This is a genomic window from Microbacterium sp. 22215, assembly GCF_052045655.1.
GTDB lineage: Bacteria > Actinomycetota > Actinomycetes > Actinomycetales > Microbacteriaceae > Microbacterium > Microbacterium phyllosphaerae.
The window spans coordinates 269,920-293,427 of the sequence record NZ_JBQEPC010000004.1 but is presented as its reverse complement, the minus strand read 5'-3'; the positions used below and the strand labels follow the sequence as shown (position 1 = coordinate 293,427).

The following is a 23,508-nucleotide window of genomic DNA, read 5'->3' as shown; positions in this document are numbered from 1 at the left end:
CGGCTCAGGACGCGTAGCCTCGAAGTATGTCGAAAGCCGCCGTATCCCCGTCCGCGGCTTCCGCCCTCCCGGATCCCGAGCCCGCCCGCACATCTCTGTACGCTTACGCTGCGCTGAACTCCCGCCCGGTCGCGCTCGTCTACCGCATGCTCGCTCTGGCGGTCATCCTCACCGGCGTGATCCGGCACTCCGACGTCCTGACCGGTGCTCCGAACTGGACGACGCTGCTGTTCTACACCATGGTGAGCAACCTGCTCTGTCTCGTCTGGATGATCCTGCTCATCGTCCGTACCGCTCGGGATCTCCGACAGACGGGACCGCGAGGCACGTCGACGCCGAGTGCGAGGGGCAGCGGCGCGGTGATGATGGCGATCACCGTCACGATGCTCATCTACCTCGTCGTCCTGGTGCCGACGAGGTTCGCCGACGGCGACTCCGACATCTTCTCGCTGACCGACAACCTCATCCACATCATCACTCCTCTGCTGGTGATCGTGGACTGGCTGGTCTTCGTGCCGAAGGGGTCGTTCCGGTGGATCGACCCGCTGCTGTGGACGCTCATCCCCTACGCATACCTGGTGTGGGCCTTCGTCTACGGGTCGCTCGGCGGTGAGTTCACTCCCGGTCAGAAGTACCCGTACCCGTTCATGGACGTCGACGCCCTCGGAGTCGGCGGCGTCGCCCAGTGGGTCGTGGCGCTGACGCTGGCGCTCGTCGTCGTCGGTCTGGTGTTCGTCGCGATCGACCGCGCACTCGGAGTTCTCTCCCGGCGCAGCGTGCGTCGCTGACTCAGTTGATGATCTCGCCGCGCTCGTCGTCACGGATGGCTGCGAGCCGTTCCCTCCACGTGGCGAGCGCATCGGGCGCCAGTCGCGTCCAGTCGTGCACCTCGCGGACCACTCGCAACGGAGCGCTGCTGCGGTAGGAGCGGGTCGGGTTGCCCGGAAACTTCTTGTCGGTGACGTTCGGATCGTTCTCGAACTCTCCGGTCACCTCGACCTCGTAGACCCGAGGCTCCCTGTCACCCGGCGCGAGCTCGGCAGCCAGACCGGCACCGTCCGCCACCGCCGTGAAGTAGATGTGGTTCATCACGATCTCGGGGCGGTAATTCGAGGGGAACCCCGCCGTCAGCAGATCGCCCGGTCGCAGGTCTGCCTTGGTGCCGTGGAAGAAGGGTCCGTCATCCAGCGCATCGCTCACCGCAGAAGCCTACGACTCGCGACGCCTCCCCGGAAGGATCGCGCGGTCCCTGTCAGTCGTGCGAGCGACGCGTGCCCACGCCCGGTTCGTCGTTGTGCACCGACTCGTCAGGAACGGATGACTCCGACGACGGGTCGACGCGCACCGCACCGGATCCGCCGGAGTCGGCGCCGGCCCCGCCCGCAGGCGTCTCGGTCACCTGCCCTGGGTCGTCACCGTCGCGCTCCTCGATCAGTGCCGCGACTCCCTCCGCTGAGGGCGAGGCCGCGTCAGGCGCGACCGAGTCATCACGGTCGCGTCCGGTGCCGCTCATTCGCTGCCGTCGCGGAGGTCGCGCGGCGCATCTCCGTCGACAGCAGCCGAGTCATCCTCGGCGTCGATGTCGCCCTGGCCGTCGTCGCCGAGTTCGGCCTCGAGAGCATCCTCGCCCTGAGTCTCCGGCTGCTCGGTGTCGGTGGGGAACGTGCCGTCGGTGAAGTCGTCGACCGGGGGAACGCCCGGCATGTTCGGCGGGAAGCTGTTGGCGAAAGCGTCGATGTTCGACATGGTGCCCTCCTCTGATTCGTCCGTACCCCCATGATCCGCGCGAACTGCGGCGAGCGCAGGGCGGTTGACAGCTCGGTTCAGGACGAGGAGGATTCACGCCCTGCGGCCGCCGTCGTCAGCTCGAGAGTCCGAAAGTGCCCAGACGAGCGACGTGGTGGCCTCGGAGACGCTGATCGCGCGGTGACCGGAATCGCGGTGACCGGATCTGTCACACTGCGCGCCTTCCTCTCGTCTTAGGAGGAGGGCGTGCAGCCGACTCGGGCGCACGCGACACGTCACCCCTCGAAAGGCTCCCCATGGACTACGCCGCAGCTGCCGCCGATCCCGCGTTCCTCGCCATCGTCGGCGGACACATCCTCGTGCTGTTCCTCGCCGTCCTCCTCACCGTGCTTCGCCGATACTCCGCGGGAGGGTTCTTCGCGTGGCTCGCGACGATCGCCTCGCTGCTCTTCGGTCTCTTCTGGTTCCTCGTGCTGGGCGGCGGACGCAAGAACTCGCAGGCGGACGAATCGGTGCAGTTCGCACTCGACCCGAACGGCGGCCTCTGGGTCACGGTCTACATCGTGGGCGCGCTCATCGTCTCGTACGCCATGACCTGGGTCTGCAAGCGCGGTCGTGAGCGCGCACTGGCGGCGAAGAGCGCGGCGACCACCGCTACCGGCACCGAGTAGCCCCGCGCGGGCATGGGCTCCTCGGTTTCCGACATTCACCATGCATATGTCCGCAGCGCATCGGACTGTCCACGTCGCATCCGAGTCTGCTGCGTCTAACCTGTGGGCATGAACCGTGCCCACCTCCGTCCACTGATGTGCGGGGCTCTCGCCCTCGGAACGATCGCGGTCCTCGCCGGGTGCGTGAACGCTCCGACCGTCGACGTGCTCGCCAGCGGTGAGTCCGCGCCTCTGCCCGAATCCGTCGGTCCCGACCAACTCGACACCGTGATCCCCGACACGGCTCGTCTGCTCGGTGAGGACTCCGAAGGGCACACCTATTACGTCGTCGAGGCGCGTGCGCAGGCCGGTATGGGCAGCATCTGCCTGGTGATCGACGGCGTCGACCACGGACCGATGATGGGATGCGGAGCGATGCCCATCGAGGTCGGCACCGACGGCATCCGCGCCCGGCTCAGCGTCGAGGTGACCCCCGAAGAGGACGGCGAGAAGATCGGCGAGTACCTGAGGGTGTTCCTCTGATCGGCGGCCGCTCTGCGCATCCGGGATCCGCTTCGCGCCGGGCAGCGGCTCAGCGTGAGAGCATCGATCTCACACCACGACCTGAGGGAGATCTCTGATGCTCGACACCGCAGACAGCGTGAGGCTCGGCTCGTCAGGACTCCGCATCTCGAAGGTGGTGCTCGGATGCATGAGCTTCGGCGCTCCCGACAGAGGCGCACACGGGTGGTCGCTCGATGAGGAGACCAGTCGACCTCTCATCAGGCAGGCGCTCGAGGCCGGGATCACCACGTTCGACACCGCCGACGTGTACTCCGACGGCACGAGCGAGGAGTTCGTGGGCCGCGCGCTCGGCGACTTCGCCCGCCGCGACGAGATCGTGATCGCGACCAAGGTGCACGGGCGCATGGGTCCGGGCGCGAACCAGGCCGGGCTCAGTCGCGCGCACATCCTGTCGGGCATCGATGCGAGCCTGCGGCGTCTGGGAACCGACCACGTCGACCTGTACCAGATCCACCGGTGGGATCCGCAGACGCCGATCGAGGAGACCATGGAGGCCCTGAACGACGTGGTGCGCTCGGGCAAGGCTCGCTACATCGGCGCCTCGTCGATGTGGGCGTGGCAGTTCGCGAAGGCCCAGCACACAGCCGTGCAGAACGGATGGACGCCATTCGTCTCGATGCAGGACCAGTACAACCTGCTGCAGCGCGAGGAGGAGCGGGAGATGCATCCGTTCTGCCTCGACGCGGGCGTGGGCGTGCTGCCGTGGTCGCCACTGGCCCGCGGAAAGCTCACGCGGGACTGGGATGAGAAGACCGCGCGGACGGCGACGGACGCCTTCGGCGCGACGCTCTACCGGCGCGAGGAGGAGTCGAATCGCGCCATCGTCGAGGCGGTCGCCCGCGTCGCCGAGGCGCGCGGCGTCTCCCGCGCGCAGGTCGCCCTCGCGTGGGTCGCTCAGCAGTCCGCGGTCACCGCTCCGATCGTCGGCGCGACCAGGGCGGGCCACATCGACGATGCGGTGGCCGCTGTCAGCATCCGTCTCGAGGACTCCGAGCTGGCGGCGCTCGAGGCCGCGTACACACCCCGGGATCCCGAAGGGTTCTGACCGGCGGCCGGACGGCGACTACTCGATCTGGCCGATCGGTTCGCGCTTCTCGGCCTGGAACTGATCCTCCGCGCGGCCCCGCGCCCAGTAAGCCGAGATCGACAGACGGTCGCGCGGCACCTCGCGCTGCTTCAGCAGTGCACGGACCTCTTTGATCGTGCCGCGCTCCCCGTGCGCGAAGACGCCGGGATGCCCGTCAGCCCAGGGGAGCTCGGTGAGCGTGGCGAGAAGCTCGTCATCGGTCTCGGTCCAGCGCACGCTCACACCCGACGGGGCCTCGGGGAGGATGCGGTCGGCCGAGTCGGCCACCGTGAGGACGACGTGCCCGACGGCATCCGGCTGCATCGCCTCGATCGCCGAGGAGATCGCGGGCAGCGCCGTGTGGTCGCCGATGAGAAGGTGCCACGGCAACTCGGGCTCGGGCAGGTAGCCGCCGCCGGCACCGCTGACGACGATCGTGTCGCCCGGTTGCGCCTGCCGGGCCCACGGACCCGCGACACCCTCGTCTCCATGGACCACGAAGTCGATCACGAGCCGGCGCTGCTCAGGATCCGCCGACCGGACCGTGTACGTGCGCCGAGTGGGCAGCTGCTCGGGGCTCTCCTCGCGCAACTGCGCCAGGTCGTAGGGCGGGGTGAGCCCATGACTCGGGTCGGCGAAGAGGATCTTGACGTACTTGTCGGTGTAGATGTTGTCGTTGAAATGCTCGTACCCGTCACCGCCCGCCGTGATGCGCACCAGATCCGGGCTGATCTGCTCCACCTGCTGCACGGTGAGGACTGCTTGGCTGGGGGTTCGACGAGGCTGTTCCGGCATTGCGTCTCCTGACGGTGAAGAAGGAAGTCCCCTCCAGTCTGCCCTCGCCGTGCAGCACAGACAGCGGTTCTCAGTCAATCCTTTGAGTCAGGATCGGCCCACTCGCTACTCTCTCGTCATGACTTCCGAAACGAACCCGGACATCGAGCGCGACGTGCATGCCCAGATTCGCGAGCTGCAGGCCGTGATCGAGAAGGTGGCTCACGAGTACAGCGGACACCCGGCCCAGGAGGTCAGAGACGCCGTGCAGCGCGAGGTCGACGCGCTCGGCAACGGAGCGACGATCGTCGACCCCGAACTGACCACGGGCGCAGAGGCCGTGGCCGAAGGCAAGAACCTCCGCCTCTCCGACGAAGGCAAGCTCGTCATCGAGCAGACACACGACTAGCCGGCCGGATCACCCCAGTATTCTGGCCGCATGAGAGAAACCGCGGCCGTCGTCCTCCGCGTTCTGCTGGCCGCGGCCTCGCTGGCCGGAGTCGTGACACAGCTCGTGATCGCGATTCAGACCGACTTCGGTCTCCTGAACTTCTTCAGCTATTTCACGACGCTCAGCAATCTGTTCGCGAGCATCGTGTTCATCGTGGGTGCGGTCAAGATCCTCCGTAGCAGCGAGAGCAGCCCACGATGGGAGGCGGTGCGCGGAGCATCCGTCGTCTACATGGCCTTCGTCGGCATCGTCTTCAACACCCTGCTCGTCGGCGCCGACCTCGGCGGCCTGCTGCCCTGGACCAACGTCGTGCACCACATGCTGATGCCGTTGGCCGTCGTGATCGACTGGGTGCTGATGCCGCCGAGACGACGACTCTCGACGCGCACGGCCTGGCTGTGGCTCATCGTGCCAGTGGTCTACACGGTGTACTCGGTCGTGCGTGGCGCGGTGACCGGCTTCTACTGCTACCCGTTCTTCAACCCCGCGGCCGTCGGCGGCTACGGCGGCGTAGCCGCCTACTGCGCAGGCCTGCTGGTCGCGTTCATCGTGCTCGCCCTGGTGATCCGGCTCGTCGGCAACGCCCTCTCGCTCCGGACCCCGCGGGCTGAACCGTTCGACGCGGACCGCACGCTCCGCTCGACGACGACTGAAGGAGAACCCTCATGACCACCTCCGCCACACTCCGCGCACTCAGCGGCGTCGCCGATCAGCCCGCGAACCTCGCGACCTCGACCGTCGTGCTCGTCGACTTCCAGAACACCTACACGCGCGGCGAGATGAAGCTCGAGGGGTGGGATGCTGCGCTCGATGCCGCCGCTGACCTGCTCGCCCAGGCCCGCGAGTCAGGCGCGACGGTCATACACGTGCAGCACGACGGCGGCGCGGGGTCGGCCTACGACATTCGCGAGGACATCGGGGCGATCCACGAGCGTGTCGCTCCGCGCGACGGCGAGGCCGTGGTCGTCAAGAGGGCACCGAACTCGTTCGTCGGCACCGAACTCGGCGACCTCGTCGACGAGGCGGGCCACGAGGACGTCGTGATCGCCGGGTTCATGACGCACATGTGCGTGACGTACACGACCGAGGGCGCGTTCCTCCGCGGCAACCGGCCCACCGTGGTCGCCGCCGCGACCGCCACCCGCAGCCTTCCGTCGGTCGCCGGTGACGTCCCGGCCGAGCAGCTGCATCGGGCTGCTCTCGCCGGCATCGCCGACCTCTACGCGACAGTCGTGCCCACCGTCACCGATCTCGGACGCTGACATCGGCATCGGATGTGGTCCCTCCGACCGCATCCGCTTCGATCAGGCCGTGCAGAGATCGGTGTCGGCGCTGCGATTGACGGCGTCGACCGGCCTCGACGGGGGCGGAGTCGCCCTCGGCTGCGAGGTGAGCTCGGCGTAATCGGCTCCGAGAAGAAGCTGCACTCCCTCGACATCTCCGGTCTGCACGGTCACGGCGAGGCCGAGCTCGGAGGCCAGAGCCTGTGCGGTCTGCTGCGCGTCAGGTGTGTCGGCCGCGGTGATGACGGTGAGGTCCGCCGCATCCGCGTTGGCGAGTCCCGACACGGTGTATCCGTATCCGGTGGCATCTTCCGACACTCGAGAGGCCAGTCCTGCGACGCCCGCTCCGTTGAGGATCCGGACGGGAGCGGTGCGCACCGTGGCATCCTCCTCGACCTCGTCGGTCTTCAGCACGACAGGCACGTCGTCGAGAAGCGCCCGGAAGATGACGTCGGCATCCGCCGTGGGCACGACACGGTTGCGGTCCTGCGGAGCCTCGGTGGTCGGCATCGTCAGGAAGGTGACGCTGCTCATGGGGACGTTCGCGACGCGGGCGGCGAGACCGGCCAGATCGGTCAGGGCGCCGAGCCCCGGGTCGACGGTCATAGACGAGGTCGCCGCGTCGAGGAAGGCGTAGAGACGATCCGGGCGCACGAGCACATCCGTCTTGGTGGCCTTCTGCACGATCGCCGACAGCACCATCTGCTGGTGCCCGAGGCGCGCGACGTCGCTCTCTTCGGCGAGCGCATGGCGTGTGCGTGCCAGCGCGAGAGCCTGAGTGCCGTCGATCGACTGCGCGCCGGCCGGAAGATCGAGCTGGGCGTGACCGTCGGTCAGGGCCTGCGGGAGGCACACGTCGATGCCTCCCATGGCGTCGACGATCCCGATGAAGCCTTCGAAGTCGATCTGCACGAAGTGGTCGATCGTGAGCCCGGTGAGCTGCTCGACCGCTGCGACAGAGCAGGCGGGCCCGTACTCGAGCGCGGAGTTCAGCATCCCGAATCCGCCGTCGAACGCCCCTCGTCCCGTGTCTTCGCAGGCGGGCAGGTCCGTCAGCGTGTCTCGCGGGAGCTGCACCGCGTCGATCCGCGTGTTGTCGCTCGAGATGTGCGCGACCACCATGGCATCGCTGCGCTGACTGCCGTCGTCGTCGCCGTAACCACCGGACGCGAGCGCCCGCGTGTCAGACCCGAGCAGCAGGATGTTCAGGTCGCCGGTCGCGAGCGGCTCGCTCGACGGGTCGGAGCGCAGGGGCGCGGTGGTGACGTTTCCCTGCAGCTGCGCGTAGGCGATCGCGCCGACGGCGATCAGTGCGACGACGACGAGCGCGCTGATCCAGCCGATCACTCGCCCGCGCCGACGGCGAGGTCGGCCTTCCGCTCCCCGTTCGGGGGTGGGGTCCGGAGTCGAGTCGGTCTGGGGGGATTCTGGCCGTCGCACTGGTTCACACCATCACGAGGAGAGCGTGATCTCAAAACGGCTGGCCGTATTCACAGAAGCTGTCCGGGGTATTCGAAGGCTCGTGCCCTTACCGGTATATTTCCTGTGCTCACTTGCCAAGGTGGAAAGTCGGGGGTAGGTTTCCACTATGGAAAGTGAACGGAATGACCCTCACGCCTCGCTGGCTCGCCTCGATGCCGTGGCGACGACGTACACGGATGCACCCCGCGGCGAAGGCTGGTACCACCTCGCTCTGGGGCTCGGAGCCGGAGCGTTCATCGCGTCTCAGGGTTTCCCGCAGCCCTGGGCATTGATCGTGGCGGTCGGCTTCGTCGTTCTCATTCCTCTCTTCATCGCGTGGTGGCGACGGACTCACGGCTGGTGGGTGTCGGGCTACACCGGCGGCGCGACGCTGTGGGTGACGGGCGTGATGCTGGTCGCTCTGGTCTCGACGGCACTGTGGTCGTATCTCGCCTCCGACATCCGGATCAGCATCGCCGCCGGCGCGATCGCGTGCATCGCCGTCACCGCTTCCGGATTCGTCTGGATGCGCGTCTGGCGTCGTCGACTCGAGACGCAGGGCACGGCGTGAGCGGACTCGATCCGGCCATCCACGCGGTCGCACGGCTGGAACTGTGCGGACTGCTCGCGCCCGTCGACGACGCGGAGTTCTCATTCCTGCGCGAGCGGCTGAACGTGTCGGACTCGGTGCTCTCCAAGCACGCCAAGGCGCTCGAACAGGCGGGCTATGTCCGTGTCGACAAGGTCACACGCAACGCGCGTCAGCGCACCCTGCTCTCCCTCACACCGGCCGGGCGACGAGCCTTCCGTGCGCACGTCGCGGAGCTTCGACGCCTCGCCTCCATCGCGGACGCATCCCTCGAGGTCGACGGATAGGGCGCGAAGCCGCGCTCACTCGCCCCGCCGACCGGGTCGGCTCCCGCGAATCCGGATGACCTTCCGGGCCTGGAACGCGAGCAGCAGCGCGGAGCCGACGACCATGACTCCGATGACCACCCACTGGAAGATCGAGTACGACGTCCCCCAGGCGACGGTCAGAACCAAGAGGCCCGACATGTACGCGAGAAGCAGTGCGCTGAGGGTCATCATCAGCAGTTCACGCCGATACCGCCGTCGCGCTCCGCGTCTCACCATGTCGTGAAGACTACGCGGGAAGCCTCACGAGGGGCTGCTCGCGACCCGCAGGTACTGTCGAGCCATGAGCTTTCACATCGAGCACTCGGCCGGCGGCCGCACCGACGGATACGACTCTCTCGGCGAAGCCGTGATCGCTGCTCTTCGCCTCACGCATGCCCCGGTACTCATCGTGAGTGACGGCGACTCGACCTCCCCTGGAGGGGCGCAGGTCGTCGCCGCCGTCCTGAAGAAGGGCGAGGTGCTCACAGCGACGCCCGAGCCCGAATGGTGGGGGCGACTGAAGGGGTCATCGCAGCAGAAGCTTCTCGCCGGGGGTCGACTCGATGCCGTCGTCGTCGAGGACCTCACCGATGCAGGCGGTGCGGTCGCCGCGACAGCGTGGGAGGGCGGCCCCGTCGACGAATGGGAGCTGACACCGGCATCCGACCACGATTGGGTGCGGTTCGAAGCCGCGCGACGACTGATTCGCGGCTGAGAAGCGAAGAGCCTCTCGCCACAACGCAGTCACACGACTCGCGACGTGCCGCGAGGGTCTGCCGCGAGGGTCTGCCGCGATCGGCTCACGGCGAAGATGGAACCGGCCGGCCGGTGCCGGACATCTCTCAGTATGAGGTCCACTGATCTGGTCGTGTTGCGGGAGCAATGCGTCGCTCTCATCGAGATCCATTACAAGAACCCCGAAGTCAGCGCCGTATGGCTCGCGCAGGCACTCTACGTGTCGAGACGGCAGCTGGACCGAGCCTTCAGTGGCGGGCGAGGAGTTGCGGAGGTCCTCGCCCGTCGTCGCCTGAGCCAGGTCGTCGTCATGGCCGCCCGACATCCTTCGATCTCCATGTCCGTCATCGCAGAACACTGCGGGTACGGAACATACGAGACGTTTCGGGCGCAGTGCCACCGCTACCTGCACCGCACCCCGCGAGAAGCCCGACGCGACCATCGCCGAATCCTCGCCGTCTCCCGCGCCGCGTAGACTCGTCTCAGGTCAGGACATCGACCGTGACGTGTGAGGTGAGATCGTGTCGGAACCCGGCGGGCCGAGCGACGGCGAGCTCCTCTACCGCCTCTCGCGCGGCGACGAACCGGCCTATCGCATGCTGCACGACCGGCACCAGATGCCCGTTTTTCGGCTGTCGCTCGTGCTGATGCACACCAGCTGGGACGCGGAAGAGGTCGCGGCGACCGCGTTCTTCGAACTGTGGCGACGGCGCGACAAGGTCCGTATCGTCGACGGATCCGTCCTGCCGTGGCTCTTGGCGACCACGTCGTTCGCAGCGAAGAACAGCCTGCGCTCGCGTCGTCGATATCAACGACTGCTGCACCGCATCCCCCACGACGGAGACGTTGCCGACCATGCCGACGAAGTCGCTCGCGCGATGGACTCACTGAAGATCTCGGAGAGCGTGCGCGAGGCTCTGCGCCAGTTGAATCCTCGCGAAGCGAGTGTCGTGGTCCTCTGCATCGTTCATGAGCTTCCGCTCGCCGAAGCAGCCGTCGTTCTGGGTGTCCCGGAAGGAACCGTCAAATCGCGGTTGTCTCGGGTGAAGGCGCGGCTTCGCGGCGACCTGTATGAGTATTCTCCGAGATCAGAGGAGGCGAACGCATGAGTGACCGGATGCCGCACCACCGGGAGGTGCAAGACCTCCTCATCGAGCAGATGCGCCGAGACCTCGCACGCCCCCGATGGTGGAAGACCATCTGGGGTCGCGTCGCCATCGCCGGCGGGATCCTCGCGGTGGCGGGAGCGGGCGTCGCCGCGGTCACCCTCCTCGACGAGCGTCCGGTCAGCGAGACCGGCGTCGTGCATTGTCTCGAAGGCCAGTATCGGAATCCCGACGGCACGCTGTCCGGTGCAGCGGCGAGTGTCGCCACACCAGACGGCGTCATCGCCATCGAGGATGCAGAGGCTCTGTGCACTCAGATGTGGGAAGGCGGTGCGTTCGCCGACAACGACGAACTCTCGGCCACCCCCACTCCGGGATCAGCGCCCTCCGAGTTCACGACCTGCGTCACCGACGAAGGCGAAGCAGCCGTCGTCCCGGGGAGGCTCGAATGCTCGGTCCTCAGACTGCACCCGTTCCAGGACTAGACGGGATCGCTCACCCCCAGGTCCCCGCCGGGCGGTAGACGATCGACGAGGTCTTCGCAGCCAGCGCCCCCAAGGTCGCACAGTAGGGCGTGCATGTCAGCTTGCTGCCGGTATAGCCGGTGCCGTCGTACTGTGTCGACCAGCAGTTGTTGAGGCCCTCGGCGGAGCGGACGTTGTTGTTCCAGCCGGACACGATGCTCGGGAACCCGAACGTCACGCCGTAGCACCCGCTCCCGGCGCCGTAATGGATGAGGGCGCTGCCGGACCGAGAAGCGCCGGTCCACGCCTTGCCGACGATGACCGTCGACGCGGCCGCGACTGCTGAGCGGGCAGCCACTCGCGAGGGTTGCAGCTGCTCGATGTCCCCGGGCGCACCCTCTTCGATGAACTGCTCGGCTTCCGCCACCGAGTCGAAACAGGAGATGACGGTGGGGATCTCATCAGGAAGGGGCGCACCGTCAGGGATGGCGATGCCTCCCACGGTGCATGCCATCGGCTCTTCTGACTGGGCGGCTGCGAGAGCCGATGTGGGGGTGGCGAAAGCAAGCACAGCGACGAGCGCTGCGGACGCGAACCAGGGACGTACGGACACGGGAAGCTCCTCCGATAGGGGTTGGATTCGCTTCGGTATGTCCAACCCGTGTTCGGGAGTTCCGGTGTGACCGGTGGTCGTTCGTGCGCTGCCCCGTGATCACGGGGCAGCGGGCGGGAAAGCTGGCGGGATTTCTGCAGTGCTGAGGGCGCAGCAAAGACGGAAGCTGAGTCAGCTCCTCGGGCGTTCGCGCCGGAGCCTGCGGGTGTCAATCACCGCAATGGCGTCGCGTCGATCGTCGCGGGGCAGGTCTTCGCCCCGTCCATTCCCTTCGAGGAGACTTCTGCTCAAACGCAGAAAGAGCCGGTCAGAATAATCTCTGAGCGGCTCTTTCAATCACGAACAGGTGGCCCTGAATTAACGAACAGGGCCCGCTGTGCGCGAGGGGGGACTTGAACCCCCACGTCCATAAGGACACTGGCACCTGAAGCCAGCGCGTCTACCATTCCGCCACTCGCGCGAGTCTGTCGGGCTCCGAAGAACTCAACTTCCCAAAGATATCACGCGTTCCGCCCCATGAAGAAACCGAGGCCGCGGCGGGCTCCACCCCCTGAGGAGGACTGCTGCCCGGACGGAGGAGGATCCACCCCGCTTCCTCCTCCCCAGGCGCAGATCTCCTCCCGAACGACGCCGCCAACGACGCAGGAGCAGCGCCAGAACGCCACCCGCACGACGCCGGAACAACACCCCACTCCTCCCCCACTCCCCCGGAATCTCGGGGCTTTGCCGCCCTGCGAGGGCGTTCACCCAGGACACCTGGCTACGATGTGTCTACCGGTCGGCATGCCAGAGGAGCCCAGTGGGACTACTTGACAGCTTTGAGAAGGGTCTCGAGCGCGCTGTGAACAGCGCCTTCGCGAAGACCTTCCGCAGCGGCATCCAGCCCGTGGAGATCGCTTCGGCCCTTCGGCGCGAGGCAGACACCAAGGCGGCTGTGGTGAGCCGCGACCGCATCATCGCGCCCAACAGCTTCGTCGTGCGCCTCAGCACCGACGATGCCGAGCGCATGCTCGGACTCGGCGGAGCTCTCACCGACGAACTGCATGCTCTTCTCACGAAGCACGCGAAGTCGCAGGGCTACAGCTTCTCGGGTCCGCTGTCGATCAGCCTCGAGAGCGACGACAAGATCGCGACCGGCACGATCAACGTCAGCTCGGGCACCGTCGAGGGCCGCGTCAACTGGCAGGCCGTGATCGACGTCGACGGACGCCGCCACTCCCTCACCCGCGCCCGCACGGTCATCGGCCGGGGCACGGATGCCGACATCACCATCTCGGATGCCGGATCCAGCCGCAAGCACGTCGAGGTCCTGTGGGACGGCGAGCGCGCCATGATGCGTGACCTCGGATCGACCAACGGCACCAAGGTGAACGGCCAGAAGGTGCGCGAAGCCGCCCTCCCCACCGACACCACGATCACCATCGGACGCACCGATCTGGTGTTCCGTATCGTTCCCGTCGCCTCCCCGTCACGCCCTCCGCGGCCGCGTGACGACGACGCGACCCGTGCGTTCGGAGCCCTCTCGTGAGCACTCCCAGTGAACTCGTCCTCCTGCTGCTGCGCGTCGGCTTCCTGCTGCTGCTGTGGTTCTTCGTGTTCGGCGTCGTCTACTCCCTTCGTGCCGATCTGTTCGGCATGAAGGTGCGAAAGCTCCCCGCCGAGGCGGCCGCGGCGACACCGGCACCGGCCGCCGCCCCGGGGGCATCCCGCCCCGCCTCCTCGAAGCCGAGCACGGGCCCGGCGACCGTCGCGACCGCCAAGCGACTCGTCATCACGTCCGGTCCCAAGGCCGGCCTCGAGCTGCCCCTGGGCAGCGACACCCTGACGATCGGCCGCTCGAGCGAATCCGCACTCGTCATCCGCGACGACTACACCTCCAGCCACCACGCCCGCCTTCTGCTGCGTGGCGACAGCTGGGCCATCCAGGACCTCGACTCGACCAACGGAACGTTCGTCGCCGGTCAGCGGGTGACGGGCGGCCCGGTCGGTCTCGCCCTCGGCACCCCGATCAAGGTGGGCGCCACGACCTTCGAGCTGCGAGCCTGACCCCGGCATGGTCTTCGAAGGCTCGAGCGCCGCGATCTCCCATACGGGCAAGGTCCGCTCCAACAACCAGGACTCCGGATACTCCGGGGCGAACCTGTTCGTCGTCGCCGACGGCATGGGCGGCCACGCGGGCGGCGACGTCGCCTCGAGCATCGCGATCCACCGCATGGAGCCGCTCGACCAGCCGTACACCTCGGTCGACGACGCGCAGGCCTCACTGCAGGCCGCCGCGACCACGGCCGCCGGCGACCTGATCCGCGCCGCGAAGGATCGCCCCGAGCTCGCCGGCCTCGGCACCACGCTGAGCGCGGTCATCATGGTCGACGACTACGCGGTCATCGGCCACATCGGCGACTCGCGCATCTACCTCTACCGCGACGACGCGGTGACGCAGATCACCGCGGACCACACCTTCGTGCAGCGGCTCGTCGACTCCGGGCGCATCACGCCGGAAGAGGCGCGGTACCACCCGCGTCGTTCGGTGCTCATGCGTGTGCTCAGCGACATGGATGCCGATCCAGAACTCGACATGTTCGTCATGCACACCCAGCCGGGCGACCGCTGGCTGCTGTGCTCCGACGGCCTCTCCGGAGTCGTCGACGAGGCGCACATCCTCAAGGCGATGCGCATGGGCATGGCCCCCGGCCGTACCGCTGACAACCTGCTGAAGCAGGCGCTCGACGGCGGTGCGCCCGACAACGTCACGATCGTCCTCGTCGAGGTCGGTGGACAGCACGCCATGCACTCGGGCACCGCGACGATCGTCGGCTCGGCGTCGAACCCCGCCAACGTCACCGTACCCCCCGTGCGCGCGCCCCGAGGCAACTGGCTGCATCCGGTGCGCCAGGCCGCGAACGAGCCCAGCCACTTCGAGCCGGCCCCCGAGTACCTCGAGGAGCTCATCGAAGAGGATCGCCGACGCGCCAAGCGCCGACGCTACGGATGGATCGCCGGGATGCTCGTCGTCATCGCGATGCTCGTGTTCGCGGCGTTCGCGGCGTACAGCTGGACCCAGACGCGCTACTTCGTCGGCGCCGATGAGGACAGCGTCGTGATCTTCCAGGGCGTTCAGCAGAACATCGGTCCGATCACGCTCTCGACTCCGCTGCGCGACACCGACATCCTGCTCGCCGACCTGCCGCCCTACCAGCGCGACTCCGTGGAGCGCACGATCACGGCGCGCTCGTTCTCCGACGCCGAGGCGATCGTCGCGAGGCTTCAGGCCGGCGCCGACCGCGTCATCGGCGAGACCCCGCTGCCCACTCCCGTGCCGACGCCGACGCCGACGGAGGACGCAGGATGACCACCGACGTCACTGCCGACACCAGCGTCATCAAGGCCCTCAAGCGCATGCGGATGCCGCAGACGCAGCGCAACCGCGAGTTCTGGCTGCTCCTGTTCGCCGTCGTGATCAGCGGCGCGGCCCTCACCCTCGTGCAGCTCGGCGCACTCGGTGTGATCGACCCGATGATCCTCGCGATCGGCGGCGGTCTCGCCGTTCTCGCCTTCGCCGTGCACTTCGTGCTGCGGGCGGTCGCCTCCGCAGCCGATCCGTTCCTGCTGCCCATCGCCACCCTGCTCACGGGCCTCGGCATCGCGATGATCTACCGCATCGACATCGCCAAATCCCTCACGGGCTGGAACGCGTACTCGACGAAGCAGCTCGCCTGGACCGCCATCTCACTGGCCGGTGCCATCACCTGCATCATCCTGCTGCGCAACTACCGCGTCCTGTTCCGCTACACCTACATCTTCGGCCTCTCCGGCATCCTGCTTCTCCTCCTGCCGTTCGTCCCCGGACTCCGCATTCCCGACGCGAACGCCGCGGTGTGGGTGTCGCTCGGCGGCATGTTCGCGTTCCAGCCGGGTGAGCTCGCGAAGATCTGCCTCGCGATCTTCTTCGCCGGCTACCTCGTGCGCACTCGAGAGAGCCTGACCTCGGTGGGCACAAGGTTCCTCGGAATCACGTGGCCGCGCATGCGCGAACTCGGCCCCGTGCTCGTGGTGTGGGCGATCTCGCTCGGCATCATCGTGATCCAGCGCGACCTCGGCACCGGAACCCTGATCTTCGGCATGTTCGTCGCGATGCTCTACGTCGCCACCGGCAAGACCAGCTGGGTGCTCATCGGCCTCGCGCTGGTCGCGGCGGGCGTGGCGGTCGCGACGCAGATCCTCAGCTACGTGCAGGGACGCTTCATCAACTGGCTGTTCCTCTTCGACCCCGACAAGGTTGACCCCGATGTCGCCGGCTTCCAGCCGATGCAGGGCCTGTTCGGCCTCGCGCACGGCGGTCTGCTCGGCACCGGCTGGGGTCAGGGTCGCCCCGAGGTCACTCCGCTCGCGCACAGCGACTACATCATCACCAGCCTCGGTGAGGAGATCGGCCTGATCGGGCTGTTCGCGATCCTCTGCCTGTACATGGTGTTCGTCAGTCGCGGTGTGCGCATCGGCCTCGCGGGGCAGGACGACTTCGGCAAGCTGCTCGCCACCGGCCTCTCGTTCACGATCGCACTGCAGGTGTTCATCATGGTCGGCGGTGTCACGCGGATCATCCCGCTCACCGGTCTGACCACCCCGTTCCTCGCCGCCGGCGGATCCTCGCTCGTCGCCAACTGGCTGATCGTCGCGATCCTGCTGCGCATCTCCGACGGCGTCCGCAGCCAACCCAGGGCGGTGATCGGCTGACATGACCAAAGAACTCCGTCGACTCAGCATCGTGATGCTGTTCATGTTCATCTCGCTGTTCGCGGCGACCAGCTGGATCCAGGTCGTCGAGGCGGATGCTCTCGGCCAGAACCCGAACAACCGACGCACCCTGCTCGACAGCTACGAGATCCAGCGCGGGTCGATCATCGTCGACGACGTCGCGATCGCCTCGTCCATCCCGTCGGACGACAAGTATCAGTTCCAGCGCGTCTACACGGATGCCGCGATGTGGGCGCCCGTGACCGGGTACTTCAACCCGGCTCTGCAGTCGGCGACCGGCATCGAGCAGGCGATGAACGCCGACCTCTCGGGCACGGGCTCGAACGCGTTCTTCGCCGAGATCGAACGCATCCTGTCGGGTAAGCCGCAGAGCGGATTCAGTGTCGAACTGTCGCTCGACACCGCAGCGCAGACCGCGGCGTACCAGGCGCTCGAGGGACTCAACGGCGCGGTCGTCGCGATCGAGCCGAAGACGGGGCGGATCCTGGCGATGGTCTCGACCCCGGGGTTCGACACGAACCAGCTCGCGACGCACGATGCGGATGCGGCGAACTCGGCGTACGACCAACTCGTCGCCGACGCGAACAAGCCGCTCTCGAACCGCGCGATCGCCGGCGACCTCAACCCTCCGGGGTCGACCTTCAAGCTCGTCGTCGCGGCGGCCGCGTACGCCTCCGGCGACTGGACTCCCGACTCCACGCTGCCCAACCCCGCGCGCTACACGCTGCCCGGCTCGAACAACACCGTGGCGAACGCCTGGGGTGGCAAGTGCGGCAACGCCGCGACCGTGACGATCTCCGAGGCGATCCGACTGAGCTGCAACATCCCCATGGCAGAGCTCGCCGTACAGCTCGGCGACGACGCGATCCGCGAGATGGCCGAGAAGTTCGGCTTCAACAAGAGCTTCTCGACGCCGCTGGAATCCACGCCGTCGAGCTACCCGAACGGGCTCGACGACGCGCAGACCGCACTCACCGGCTTCGGGCAGGGACAGGTCACCGCCACCCCGCTGCAGATCGCCATGGTCGCGGCCGGGATCGCCAACGACGGCGTCGTGATGAACCCGCGTCTGATCGACTCCGTGATCGGCGACGACCTCTCGGTGATCCGGGCTGACGGTGACACCGAGTTCGGCCGTGCGCTCGACGCCGATGTCGCCGATCAGGTGACGGCATCGATGGTCGCGAGCGTCTCAACCGGAGCTGCTCAGGGTGCAAGAATAGACGGGGTCGATGTCGCCGGGAAGACCGGTACGACCGAGAACGATAACAAGCCGTACACGTTGTGGTTCACCGGTTTCGCACCGGCGGACGACCCCGAGGTGGCAGTAGCGGTCCTCGTCGAAGACGGCGGTGGACAAGGGCAGTCAGGATCCGGCGACACCATCGCCGCTCCGATTGCGAAGAAGGTCATAGAGGCGGTGCTGGGCAGATGAGACCGACGCAGGGTGTGTCGTTCGGTGGTCGCTACGAGCTGCAGTCGCGTATTGCGATCGGCGGCATGGGCGAGGTGTGGGAGGCGACGGATCACGTCATCGGACGCACCGTGGCCATCAAGATCCTCAAGGACGAGTACATGGGGGACCCCGGGTTCCTCGAGCGGTTCCGCGCTGAAGCGCGCCATGCCGCACTCGTGAACCACGAGGGCATCGCGAGCGTCTTCGACTACGGCGAGGAGAACGGCAGCGCGTATCTCGTCATGGAGCTCGTGCCCGGCGAGGCTCTCTCGACCGTCCTCGAGCGCGACGGCGCGCTGAGTGCCGACAAGACCCTCGACATCGTCGCCCAGACGGCATCCGCTCTGCAGGCCGCCCACGCGGCCGGCCTCGTGCACCGCGACATCAAGCCGGGGAACCTGCTGATCACGCCTGACGGTCGCGTCAAGATCACCGACTTCGGCATCGCCCGCATCGCCGACCAGGTGCCGCTGACGGCCACCGGTCAGGTCATGGGCACGGTGCAGTACCTCTCCCCCGAGCAGGCCTCCGGTCACCCGGCATCCCCCGCGACCGACACCTACTCGCTGGGTATCGTCGCGTATGAGTGCCTCGCGGGCAAGCGCCCCTTCACCGGTGAGTCGCAGGTCGCGATCGCGATGGCTCAGATCAACGAGCAGCCTCCGCCGCTGCCGCCGACGGTGCCGATCCCGGTGCAGAACCTCGTCATGGCGATGATCGCCAAGAAGCCCGCCGATCGTCCGTCGTCGTCGGCCACGGTCGCTCGTGCAGCCCAGGCGCTGCGACGCGGAGACCTCAACTCCGCGGCGATCGCGGTGCCGGCGATCGCGACCGGTGGTGTCGCCTCCGATGACGCCACACGACTGCTCACGGCATCGGGCGACGACGGCGCGACCCGCATCCTCCCCACGACGGCTCAGCTCCCCACCGGAGAAGAGGTCGAGGAGGACGGCGAGAAGAAGAAGAAGCGCAGCCCGTGGACGTGGCCGCTCATCGCCCTCATCGCCCTGCTGGTGATCGTGCTCGGCGGAACCGTCTTCGCGCTGATGAACCAGGGCGACGGCGACCCGAAGCCGACCGAATCGACGACGACGAGCCAGTCGGCCAAGCCGACGCCGTCGGACACGCCGACCGAGGAGCCCGAGCAGGTCGACGTCGATGCCCTCGGCCTCGAGGGTATGCAGTGCGAGGCCGCGCGCGCCGCCGCGGTCAACGCGGGTCTGCAGGCCGAGTGCGTCGTCGGCAACACGGTCGCACCGAATGCGAATCAGGTCGGCACGGTCGAGTCCGTGCAGCCCGGTGGCAACGTGGAGCCGGGAACGCTCCTCACGCTCACGACGTTCAAGGAGCAGGTCCAGGTCGGCAAGCCGTCGGGAACCCCGACTCTCGCCGGCACGCCCACCGAGGGCGAGCCGGTCACGCTCAACTGGCCGAGCTTCGAATGCCCCTCGGGCACGCCCGCTCGCTCCGCCTTCGAGGTGACGCTCACCAACGCGACGTTCTCGGGCGGCAACGCCGGCGAATCGATCCGCAGCTTCGGGCCGAGCGTCCTGTCGACGCAGATCGTGCCCGGCACGGCGGGTCAGAGCATCACCGCGACGTTCCGCGTGTTCTGCGGGAGCGACATGCCGTCCGAGCAGTCGGATGCCATGCCTGGCGTGGTCATCCTTCCCGCCGCTCCCGTAGACGGAGGCGGCGGCGAGGACGGCACCGAAGGCTGATCCGCGGCTCGCATCGTAGGCTGGGACAATTCATCAGGTCGTATCAGGGGGTCAGTACGTGTCGACAGAGCAACGCGTTCTCGCGGGTCGCTACCGCGTCGACGAGCTCATCGGGCACGGCGGCATGGCGAAGGTGTACCGCGGGTACGATCTGACCCTCGGTCGCGCGGTCGCCATCAAGATCCTCGACCCCGATCTCGCTCGCGACAACGCCTTCCGCACCCGGTTCCGACTGGAGGCGCAGTCGGCCTCGCGCATGTCGCATCCCTCGATCGTCCGGGTCTACGACGCCGGGGATCCGTCGACCACCGACAGCAGCACGGATGAGCCTCCGTACATCGTGATGGAGCTCATCAGCGGAACACTGCTGAAGGACATCATCGCGAAGGGTCCGGTTCCCGTCGAGGACGCCGTGCGCTACGTCGACGGCATCCTCGAAGCCCTCGACTACTCGCACCGCGCAGGCGTCGTGCACCGCGACATCAAGCCGGGCAACGTCATGGTGACCGACAAGGGCCAGGTCAAGGTCATGGACTTCGGCATCGCCCGAGCCGTGTCGGACTCGTCGTCGACCGTCGCCGAGACCACCCAGATCATCGGCACCGCCGCCTACTTCTCGCCCGAGCAGGCCAAGGGCGAGCCCGTCGACCCCCGAGCCGACCTCTACTCGACCGGTGTCGTGCTCTACGAGCTGCTCACGGGACGCCAGCCGTTTCGGGGCGAGTCGCCGGTCGCCGTCGCCTACCAGCACGTGAGCGAGACGCCCGTGCCGCCGACCGAGGTGAACGAGGACTCCCCCGGAGCCCTCGACCCGATCGTGCTGCGTGCACTGGCGAAGGATCCGTACCAGCGGTATCCGGATGCTGCGCACTTCCGCGCCGCACTGGATTCGGCGGTCTCGGGTCACGCACCGAGCCGCAAGGAACTGGGCGCTCTCACGAGCGAGCTCTACGGACCGAGTCCTCGTGCCGCGCAGGAGACCGCCCGCTCGCTGCGACAGCTAAGCACCGACACGACGATGGCGCGCACCCAGTCGGGGCCGCCCGTGGCGTGGATCTGGGCCGGCGTCGCCCTTCTGGCGGTCCTGCTCGCCTCCGTGCTCTTCTGGGTGTGGACGATCAGCATGCGCCCCGACGACGTTCCGTCGAGCTCGCGGGTCGTACCGGACCTCGTCAACGTCTCATCGGAGCGCGCTCAATCCGACCTCGGCGAACTCGATCTCACGGCCAAGCTCGTACTCGAGTCCAGCAACGACATCGTTGAGGGCAATGTGATCCGCACAGACCCCGAGGGCGGCACAGCGGTCAGCGAAGGCGATTCCGTCACGGTCTACGTCTCGTCCGGCAAGGAGACCGTGGTGGTCCCCGTGCTGGAGGGCCTGTCACTGGATGCGGCGAAGGATGCGCTCAAGGCAGCAGGTCTCCAACTCGGCACGGTGATACAGCGCAACGACAAGGGCCTGGCCGCCGAGACCGTCATGGAGGCGAGCGAGACGGCCGAGAGCGAGGTCGCGCCGAAGACGGTCGTGAACCTCGTGGTCGCGAGCGGTCGGATGACCCTCACCGACGTCACCGGATGGACCATGGACGCCGCCACGGCCGAGCTCGAACGCATCGGCCTCACCGCGAGCCCGGTCGAGCTCAGCGACTGCCCGCCGACGGATCCGCCGACCGTGGTCTCGATGTCGGCCGCGCCCGGCGATGTCGCGATCGGCTCGACGGTCGAGCTGCGCTACTGCGTCGCTGCCGGCTGATCAGGACAGCGGCTGCAGATCGGCGGAGCGGGCCACGGCGTCTGCATCCCCGCACAGCTCGAGCCAGTTGGCGAGCAGACGGTAACCGCCCTCGGTGAGCACGCTCTCGGGGTGGAACTGCACGCCGAGGATCGGCAGCGTCGTGTGCGCCAGCGCCATCACCGTGCCGCTCTCGGTGCGGGCGGTGACCACCACGTCCTCCGGGAGCGCGGCCTCGTCGACGGCGAGCGAGTGATAGCGGCCCACGTCGAAGGGCGAAGGGATGCCGGCGAACAGTGCCGAACCGTCATGGGCGACGCGCGACACCATGCCGTGCATCAGCTCGGGCGCCTCGGTCACGGGTGACCCGAACGCCGCAGCGATCGCCTGGTGTCCGAGGCAGACCCCGAGCAGCGGTATCCGCAGACGTGCGGCGACGTGAACCACGTCGAGTGATGCGCCGGCATCCTCCGGTCGGCCGGGACCCGGAGAGAGCATGACGGCGTCGAATCCTGTGAGCAGCGCGTCGAGCTCGGCGGCGTCGCCCGCATCCGACTCGATCATCGACACCTCTGCGCCGAGCTCGCGCAGGTAGCCGACCAGGGTGTGCACGAAGCTGTCGTGGTTGTCCACCACGAGCACCCGGGTCATTCGAGGTCGACCTCGCCCGGTGTGATCAGCGGGCTCACCCAGGGGAACACGAACCAGAACAGCGCGTAGAGCACGGCGGCGATCAGGACGAGCAGGATGAAGAGCTTGAGAAACCACGGACCGGGCAGCAGGCGCCAGAGTGCGGCGTACATGTTCGTCTCGTTCCGTTCGGCTAGATCGACGGCGCAGCGGGCGGCGGGGGCGGGTCGGTGAGTGCGGGCGGCGGGCCCTCAGCCCTCGGCTGGAAGCTCTCGAAGATGCCGTAGGCGACGATGCGCTCGGCGAGCGAGTAGAGAGGCGAGCACGCGGTGAGCGTGATGTACTTCTCGCCGGTCTCGACTCCGGGCATCTGCGGCACGTCGAGCAGCACCTCGGTCTGAGTGGGCTTCACGTACTCGAGCGTGCGGAAGCGGTAGGTGAACCAGCCGTCGGGCGTCTCGACGACGATCGCATCGCCGACCTGCAGCTTGTCGAGCTGGTTGAACGGCTTGCCCCAGGTGGTGCGGTGACCCGCCATGGCGAAGTTTCCCACCTCACCCGGCATCTTCGAGTCGGTGTAGACGCCGATGCCGAGCTTGTCGAGCGTGCGGGCACGGCTGGTCCCGCCGTAGATCCCCACGTTGTAGTCGGCGCCGAAGCGCGGCACGTGCATCTGACCGAGCCGCTCCGTGTCGGCCGGCACGGCCGGGATCACCGGTTCGAACGTCGTGGTGCCGTCGTCGGCCTCGACGACCGGCGGCAGCTCCGGGGTGGGACCGCTCGCCCATTCCTGCGACACCGCCGCGCCCTCGTCGTTCTTCTGCGCACTGATGATGATGTCGCCGATCCACATCTGCCAGGCGACGAAGAGCAGCACGAGCACGCCGGCGGTGAGCAGAAGCTCACCCAGGACGCTCGTGAACGTGGCGCGAGATCGAGGGCGACGGGGCCGTGCACGTCGCTCCCCCGAGACGACGGATGCAGTCATGCCCCGACTTTATCGCTTCGACCTGAATCAGCGCCGGGAAGCCTGGATTTCCGCGCGATATGACACTCTTGGGTACACTGTGGGAATGGCACGCGACCGCAAGACCGAAGAACCCGAAGCTCCGCGCAGTGAAGGCGACGCCGCTCCCAATGCGGTGTGGTTCAAGCCGGTGATGGTCGGCTTCATGCTGCTGGGTCTGGCCTGGATCCTCGTGTTCTACATCTCGGGCATGCAGTTCCCGATTCCCGGACTCGACAACTGGAACCTCGCGATCGGCCTGGGCATCGCCCTGATCGGCTTCCTCATGACGACCCGCTGGCGCTGACGCCACCCTCTCCGCTTCACAGAAGGCCCCTCTCGTCTGACGAGAGGGGCCTTCTGCTTTGTCAGGGATCTGA

At 67.5% G+C, this 23,508-nt stretch carries 31 protein-coding genes and 1 tRNA gene; 21 read left to right on the top strand and 11 right to left on the bottom strand.

Annotated features, from left to right (window positions below; translation table 11 throughout):
- Nucleotides 1-26 precede the first annotated feature (26 nt).
- Entirely contained in the window at nt 27-788 is a 762-nt protein-coding gene (locus ACTJKH_RS09375) for a Pr6Pr family membrane protein (protein ID WP_440736665.1), read from the top strand.
- A 1-nt stretch (nt 789) separates the two neighbouring features.
- On the opposite strand, the gene arr is transcribed toward ACTJKH_RS09375, so the two are convergent.
- Genes arr through ACTJKH_RS09360 form a run of 3 tightly spaced genes read right to left on the bottom strand, consistent with a single transcriptional unit; the run spans nt 790 to nt 1,746 of the window.
- Nucleotides 790-1,200 (bottom strand): NAD(+)--rifampin ADP-ribosyltransferase, encoded by a 411-nt coding sequence (arr, locus tag ACTJKH_RS09370; RefSeq protein WP_440736664.1) that lies wholly within the window; start codon nt 1,198-1,200, stop codon nt 790-792.
- Between the two features lie 52 nt (nt 1,201-1,252).
- Complete coding sequence (locus ACTJKH_RS09365; protein WP_440736663.1) at nt 1,253-1,513, bottom strand: hypothetical protein; 261 nt, start codon at nt 1,511-1,513, stop codon at nt 1,253-1,255.
- Nucleotides 1,510-1,746 (bottom strand): hypothetical protein, encoded by a 237-nt coding sequence (locus ACTJKH_RS09360; RefSeq protein ID WP_440736662.1) that lies wholly within the window; start codon nt 1,744-1,746, stop codon nt 1,510-1,512. The genes ACTJKH_RS09365 and ACTJKH_RS09360 overlap by 4 nt, the downstream gene beginning before the upstream one ends.
- 296 nt (nt 1,747-2,042) lie before the next feature.
- Here ACTJKH_RS09360 and ACTJKH_RS09355 point away from each other — a divergent pair, with 296 nt between their 5' ends.
- The 3 genes from ACTJKH_RS09355 to ACTJKH_RS09345 all read left to right on the top strand — a co-directional run bounded on the left by ACTJKH_RS09355 (nt 2,043) and on the right by ACTJKH_RS09345 (nt 4,026).
- Nucleotides 2,043-2,417: a hypothetical protein gene (locus ACTJKH_RS09355; RefSeq protein ID WP_440736661.1), complete on the top strand. Its 375-nt coding sequence runs from the start codon at nt 2,043-2,045 to the stop codon at nt 2,415-2,417.
- A gap of 108 nt (nt 2,418-2,525) precedes the next feature.
- Nucleotides 2,526-2,939, top strand: a complete 414-nt coding sequence (locus ACTJKH_RS09350) for a hypothetical protein (protein WP_440736660.1) — start codon at nt 2,526-2,528, stop codon at nt 2,937-2,939.
- A 97-nt stretch (nt 2,940-3,036) separates the two neighbouring features.
- Entirely contained in the window at nt 3,037-4,026 is a 990-nt protein-coding gene (locus ACTJKH_RS09345; RefSeq protein WP_440736659.1) for an aldo/keto reductase, read from the top strand.
- A gap of 18 nt (nt 4,027-4,044) precedes the next feature.
- On the opposite strand, the gene ACTJKH_RS09340 is transcribed toward ACTJKH_RS09345, so the two are convergent.
- On the bottom strand, nt 4,045-4,842 hold the full coding sequence (locus ACTJKH_RS09340; protein WP_440736658.1) for a siderophore-interacting protein: 798 nt from the start codon (nt 4,840-4,842) through the stop codon (nt 4,045-4,047).
- A 118-nt stretch (nt 4,843-4,960) separates the two neighbouring features.
- On the opposite strand from ACTJKH_RS09340, the gene ACTJKH_RS09335 reads away from it, so the two are divergent.
- The 3 genes from ACTJKH_RS09335 to ACTJKH_RS09325 are packed head-to-tail and all read left to right on the top strand — an operon-like array spanning nt 4,961 to nt 6,534.
- Nucleotides 4,961-5,230, top strand: coding sequence for a hypothetical protein (locus ACTJKH_RS09335; RefSeq protein WP_440736657.1), 270 nt, complete (start codon nt 4,961-4,963; stop codon nt 5,228-5,230).
- Between the two features lie 30 nt (nt 5,231-5,260).
- A complete protein-coding gene (locus tag ACTJKH_RS09330; RefSeq protein WP_440736656.1) occupies nt 5,261-5,941 on the top strand; it encodes a Pr6Pr family membrane protein in 681 nt (226 codons plus the stop codon).
- A complete protein-coding gene (locus tag ACTJKH_RS09325) occupies nt 5,938-6,534 on the top strand; it encodes a cysteine hydrolase family protein (protein WP_440736655.1) in 597 nt (198 codons plus the stop codon). The genes ACTJKH_RS09330 and ACTJKH_RS09325 overlap by 4 nt, the downstream gene beginning before the upstream one ends.
- Nucleotides 6,535-6,576: 42 nt before the next feature.
- Here ACTJKH_RS09325 and ACTJKH_RS09320 read toward each other — a convergent pair whose 3' ends face one another.
- Nucleotides 6,577-7,902, bottom strand: coding sequence for an LCP family protein (locus ACTJKH_RS09320; protein WP_440736654.1), 1,326 nt, complete (start codon nt 7,900-7,902; stop codon nt 6,577-6,579).
- Between the two features lie 241 nt (nt 7,903-8,143).
- Between ACTJKH_RS09320 and ACTJKH_RS09315 the strand changes: the two genes are divergently transcribed.
- A complete protein-coding gene (locus ACTJKH_RS09315) occupies nt 8,144-8,587 on the top strand; it encodes a hypothetical protein (RefSeq protein ID WP_440736653.1) in 444 nt (147 codons plus the stop codon).
- Entirely contained in the window at nt 8,584-8,892 is a 309-nt protein-coding gene (locus ACTJKH_RS09310; RefSeq protein WP_440736652.1) for a winged helix-turn-helix domain-containing protein, read from the top strand. The genes ACTJKH_RS09315 and ACTJKH_RS09310 overlap by 4 nt, the downstream gene beginning before the upstream one ends.
- Before the next feature lie 15 nt (nt 8,893-8,907).
- On the opposite strand, the gene ACTJKH_RS09305 is transcribed toward ACTJKH_RS09310, so the two are convergent.
- Nucleotides 8,908-9,150 (bottom strand): hypothetical protein, encoded by a 243-nt coding sequence (locus tag ACTJKH_RS09305; RefSeq protein WP_440736651.1) that lies wholly within the window; start codon nt 9,148-9,150, stop codon nt 8,908-8,910.
- A 64-nt stretch (nt 9,151-9,214) separates the two neighbouring features.
- On the opposite strand from ACTJKH_RS09305, the gene ACTJKH_RS09300 reads away from it, so the two are divergent.
- The 4 genes from ACTJKH_RS09300 (at nt 9,215) to ACTJKH_RS09285 (ending at nt 11,239) form a co-directional block, all read left to right on the top strand.
- A complete protein-coding gene (locus ACTJKH_RS09300; RefSeq protein ID WP_440736650.1) occupies nt 9,215-9,628 on the top strand; it encodes a hypothetical protein in 414 nt (137 codons plus the stop codon).
- Nucleotides 9,629-9,724: 96 nt separating this feature from the next.
- Nucleotides 9,725-10,123 carry a helix-turn-helix domain-containing protein gene (locus ACTJKH_RS09295; RefSeq protein ID WP_440736649.1) on the top strand — a complete coding sequence of 133 codons (399 nt, stop codon included), beginning with the start codon at nt 9,725-9,727 and terminating at the stop codon, nt 10,121-10,123.
- A 46-nt stretch (nt 10,124-10,169) separates the two neighbouring features.
- Nucleotides 10,170-10,757 carry an RNA polymerase sigma factor gene (locus ACTJKH_RS09290; protein ID WP_440736648.1) on the top strand — a complete coding sequence of 196 codons (588 nt, stop codon included), beginning with the start codon at nt 10,170-10,172 and terminating at the stop codon, nt 10,755-10,757.
- Complete coding sequence (locus ACTJKH_RS09285; RefSeq protein WP_440736647.1) at nt 10,754-11,239, top strand: hypothetical protein; 486 nt, start codon at nt 10,754-10,756, stop codon at nt 11,237-11,239. The genes ACTJKH_RS09290 and ACTJKH_RS09285 overlap by 4 nt, the downstream gene beginning before the upstream one ends.
- A gap of 10 nt (nt 11,240-11,249) precedes the next feature.
- Here the strand turns inward: ACTJKH_RS09285 and ACTJKH_RS09280 are convergent, their stop codons facing one another.
- Both ACTJKH_RS09280 and ACTJKH_RS09275 read right to left on the bottom strand, forming a co-directional pair.
- Complete coding sequence (locus ACTJKH_RS09280) at nt 11,250-11,831, bottom strand: hypothetical protein (RefSeq protein WP_440736646.1); 582 nt, start codon at nt 11,829-11,831, stop codon at nt 11,250-11,252.
- 377 nt (nt 11,832-12,208) lie between these two features.
- Nucleotides 12,209-12,291, bottom strand: a tRNA-Leu gene (locus tag ACTJKH_RS09275).
- A gap of 339 nt (nt 12,292-12,630) precedes the next feature.
- Between ACTJKH_RS09275 and ACTJKH_RS09270 the strand changes: the two genes are divergently transcribed.
- Genes ACTJKH_RS09270 through pknB form a run of 7 tightly spaced genes read left to right on the top strand, consistent with a single transcriptional unit; the run spans nt 12,631 to nt 21,513 of the window.
- Nucleotides 12,631-13,359 carry an FhaA domain-containing protein gene (locus ACTJKH_RS09270; protein WP_440736645.1) on the top strand — a complete coding sequence of 243 codons (729 nt, stop codon included), beginning with the start codon at nt 12,631-12,633 and terminating at the stop codon, nt 13,357-13,359.
- Nucleotides 13,356-13,877, top strand: a complete 522-nt coding sequence (locus ACTJKH_RS09265; RefSeq protein WP_440736644.1) for an FHA domain-containing protein FhaB/FipA — start codon at nt 13,356-13,358, stop codon at nt 13,875-13,877. Before ACTJKH_RS09270 ends, ACTJKH_RS09265 begins: the two co-directional genes overlap by 4 nt.
- A 7-nt stretch (nt 13,878-13,884) precedes the next feature.
- Complete coding sequence (locus ACTJKH_RS09260) at nt 13,885-15,180, top strand: PP2C family protein-serine/threonine phosphatase (protein ID WP_259161207.1); 1,296 nt, start codon at nt 13,885-13,887, stop codon at nt 15,178-15,180.
- Nucleotides 15,177-16,562, top strand: a complete 1,386-nt coding sequence (locus ACTJKH_RS09255) for an FtsW/RodA/SpoVE family cell cycle protein (RefSeq protein WP_440736643.1) — start codon at nt 15,177-15,179, stop codon at nt 16,560-16,562. Before ACTJKH_RS09260 ends, ACTJKH_RS09255 begins: the two co-directional genes overlap by 4 nt.
- Nucleotide 16,563: 1 nt before the next feature.
- The gene (locus ACTJKH_RS09250; protein ID WP_259161209.1) at nt 16,564-18,018 is read left to right on the top strand and encodes a peptidoglycan D,D-transpeptidase FtsI family protein; all 1,455 of its coding nucleotides are present in this window, start codon (nt 16,564-16,566) and stop codon (nt 18,016-18,018) included.
- Nucleotides 18,015-19,760, top strand: coding sequence for a protein kinase domain-containing protein (locus ACTJKH_RS09245; RefSeq protein WP_440736642.1), 1,746 nt, complete (start codon nt 18,015-18,017; stop codon nt 19,758-19,760). The genes ACTJKH_RS09250 and ACTJKH_RS09245 overlap by 4 nt, the downstream gene beginning before the upstream one ends.
- A 58-nt stretch (nt 19,761-19,818) precedes the next feature.
- A complete protein-coding gene (pknB, locus tag ACTJKH_RS09240) occupies nt 19,819-21,513 on the top strand; it encodes a Stk1 family PASTA domain-containing Ser/Thr kinase (protein ID WP_440736641.1) in 1,695 nt (564 codons plus the stop codon).
- Here the strand turns inward: pknB and ACTJKH_RS09235 are convergent, their stop codons facing one another.
- The 3 genes from ACTJKH_RS09235 to ACTJKH_RS09225 are packed head-to-tail and all read right to left on the bottom strand — an operon-like array spanning nt 21,514 to nt 23,110.
- A complete protein-coding gene (locus ACTJKH_RS09235) occupies nt 21,514-22,143 on the bottom strand; it encodes an anthranilate synthase component II (RefSeq protein ID WP_440736640.1) in 630 nt (209 codons plus the stop codon).
- The gene (locus tag ACTJKH_RS09230; RefSeq protein ID WP_210096468.1) at nt 22,140-22,295 is read right to left on the bottom strand and encodes a hypothetical protein; all 156 of its coding nucleotides are present in this window, start codon (nt 22,293-22,295) and stop codon (nt 22,140-22,142) included. The genes ACTJKH_RS09235 and ACTJKH_RS09230 overlap by 4 nt, the downstream gene beginning before the upstream one ends.
- A 20-nt stretch (nt 22,296-22,315) precedes the next feature.
- On the bottom strand, nt 22,316-23,110 hold the full coding sequence (locus tag ACTJKH_RS09225) for a class E sortase (RefSeq protein ID WP_440736639.1): 795 nt from the start codon (nt 23,108-23,110) through the stop codon (nt 22,316-22,318).
- Between the two features lie 85 nt (nt 23,111-23,195).
- Between ACTJKH_RS09225 and ACTJKH_RS09220 the strand changes: the two genes are divergently transcribed.
- Complete coding sequence (locus ACTJKH_RS09220) at nt 23,196-23,435, top strand: cell division protein CrgA (protein WP_210096466.1); 240 nt, start codon at nt 23,196-23,198, stop codon at nt 23,433-23,435.
- Nucleotides 23,436-23,508: the final 73 nt, after the last annotated feature.

What these genes read in the sequence shown, in the direction of transcription:
- ACTJKH_RS09305 (WP_440736651.1), bottom strand. Translation starts at nt 9,150, where the DNA reads ATGGTGAGACGCGGAGCGCGACGGCGGTATCGGCGTGAACTGCTGATG.
- ACTJKH_RS09325 (WP_440736655.1), top strand. Translation starts at nt 5,938, where the DNA reads ATGACCACCTCCGCCACACTCCGCGCACTCAGCGGCGTCGCCGATCAG.
- ACTJKH_RS09330 (WP_440736656.1), top strand. Translation starts at nt 5,261, where the DNA reads ATGAGAGAAACCGCGGCCGTCGTCCTCCGCGTTCTGCTGGCCGCGGCC.
- ACTJKH_RS09235 (WP_440736640.1), bottom strand. Translation starts at nt 22,143, where the DNA reads ATGACCCGGGTGCTCGTGGTGGACAACCACGACAGCTTCGTGCACACC.
- ACTJKH_RS09245 (WP_440736642.1), top strand. Translation starts at nt 18,015, where the DNA reads ATGAGACCGACGCAGGGTGTGTCGTTCGGTGGTCGCTACGAGCTGCAG.
- ACTJKH_RS09345 (WP_440736659.1), top strand. Translation starts at nt 3,037, where the DNA reads ATGCTCGACACCGCAGACAGCGTGAGGCTCGGCTCGTCAGGACTCCGC.
- ACTJKH_RS09335 (WP_440736657.1), top strand. Translation starts at nt 4,961, where the DNA reads ATGACTTCCGAAACGAACCCGGACATCGAGCGCGACGTGCATGCCCAG.
- ACTJKH_RS09360 (WP_440736662.1), bottom strand. Translation starts at nt 1,746, where the DNA reads ATGTCGAACATCGACGCTTTCGCCAACAGCTTCCCGCCGAACATGCCG.
- ACTJKH_RS09230 (WP_210096468.1), bottom strand. Translation starts at nt 22,295, where the DNA reads ATGTACGCCGCACTCTGGCGCCTGCTGCCCGGTCCGTGGTTTCTCAAG.
- ACTJKH_RS09340 (WP_440736658.1), bottom strand. Translation starts at nt 4,842, where the DNA reads ATGCCGGAACAGCCTCGTCGAACCCCCAGCCAAGCAGTCCTCACCGTG.
- ACTJKH_RS09250 (WP_259161209.1), top strand. Translation starts at nt 16,564, where the DNA reads ATGACCAAAGAACTCCGTCGACTCAGCATCGTGATGCTGTTCATGTTC.
- ACTJKH_RS09375 (WP_440736665.1), top strand. Translation starts at nt 27, where the DNA reads ATGTCGAAAGCCGCCGTATCCCCGTCCGCGGCTTCCGCCCTCCCGGAT.
- ACTJKH_RS09285 (WP_440736647.1), top strand. Translation starts at nt 10,754, where the DNA reads ATGAGTGACCGGATGCCGCACCACCGGGAGGTGCAAGACCTCCTCATC.
- ACTJKH_RS09255 (WP_440736643.1), top strand. Translation starts at nt 15,177, where the DNA reads ATGACCACCGACGTCACTGCCGACACCAGCGTCATCAAGGCCCTCAAG.
- ACTJKH_RS09355 (WP_440736661.1), top strand. Translation starts at nt 2,043, where the DNA reads ATGGACTACGCCGCAGCTGCCGCCGATCCCGCGTTCCTCGCCATCGTC.
- ACTJKH_RS09295 (WP_440736649.1), top strand. Translation starts at nt 9,725, where the DNA reads ATGGAACCGGCCGGCCGGTGCCGGACATCTCTCAGTATGAGGTCCACT.
- ACTJKH_RS09350 (WP_440736660.1), top strand. Translation starts at nt 2,526, where the DNA reads ATGAACCGTGCCCACCTCCGTCCACTGATGTGCGGGGCTCTCGCCCTC.
- ACTJKH_RS09300 (WP_440736650.1), top strand. Translation starts at nt 9,215, where the DNA reads ATGAGCTTTCACATCGAGCACTCGGCCGGCGGCCGCACCGACGGATAC.
- ACTJKH_RS09225 (WP_440736639.1), bottom strand. Translation starts at nt 23,110, where the DNA reads ATGACTGCATCCGTCGTCTCGGGGGAGCGACGTGCACGGCCCCGTCGC.
- ACTJKH_RS09260 (WP_259161207.1), top strand. Translation starts at nt 13,885, where the DNA reads ATGGTCTTCGAAGGCTCGAGCGCCGCGATCTCCCATACGGGCAAGGTC.
- ACTJKH_RS09365 (WP_440736663.1), bottom strand. Translation starts at nt 1,513, where the DNA reads ATGAGCGGCACCGGACGCGACCGTGATGACTCGGTCGCGCCTGACGCG.
- ACTJKH_RS09220 (WP_210096466.1), top strand. Translation starts at nt 23,196, where the DNA reads ATGGCACGCGACCGCAAGACCGAAGAACCCGAAGCTCCGCGCAGTGAA.
- ACTJKH_RS09315 (WP_440736653.1), top strand. Translation starts at nt 8,144, where the DNA reads ATGGAAAGTGAACGGAATGACCCTCACGCCTCGCTGGCTCGCCTCGAT.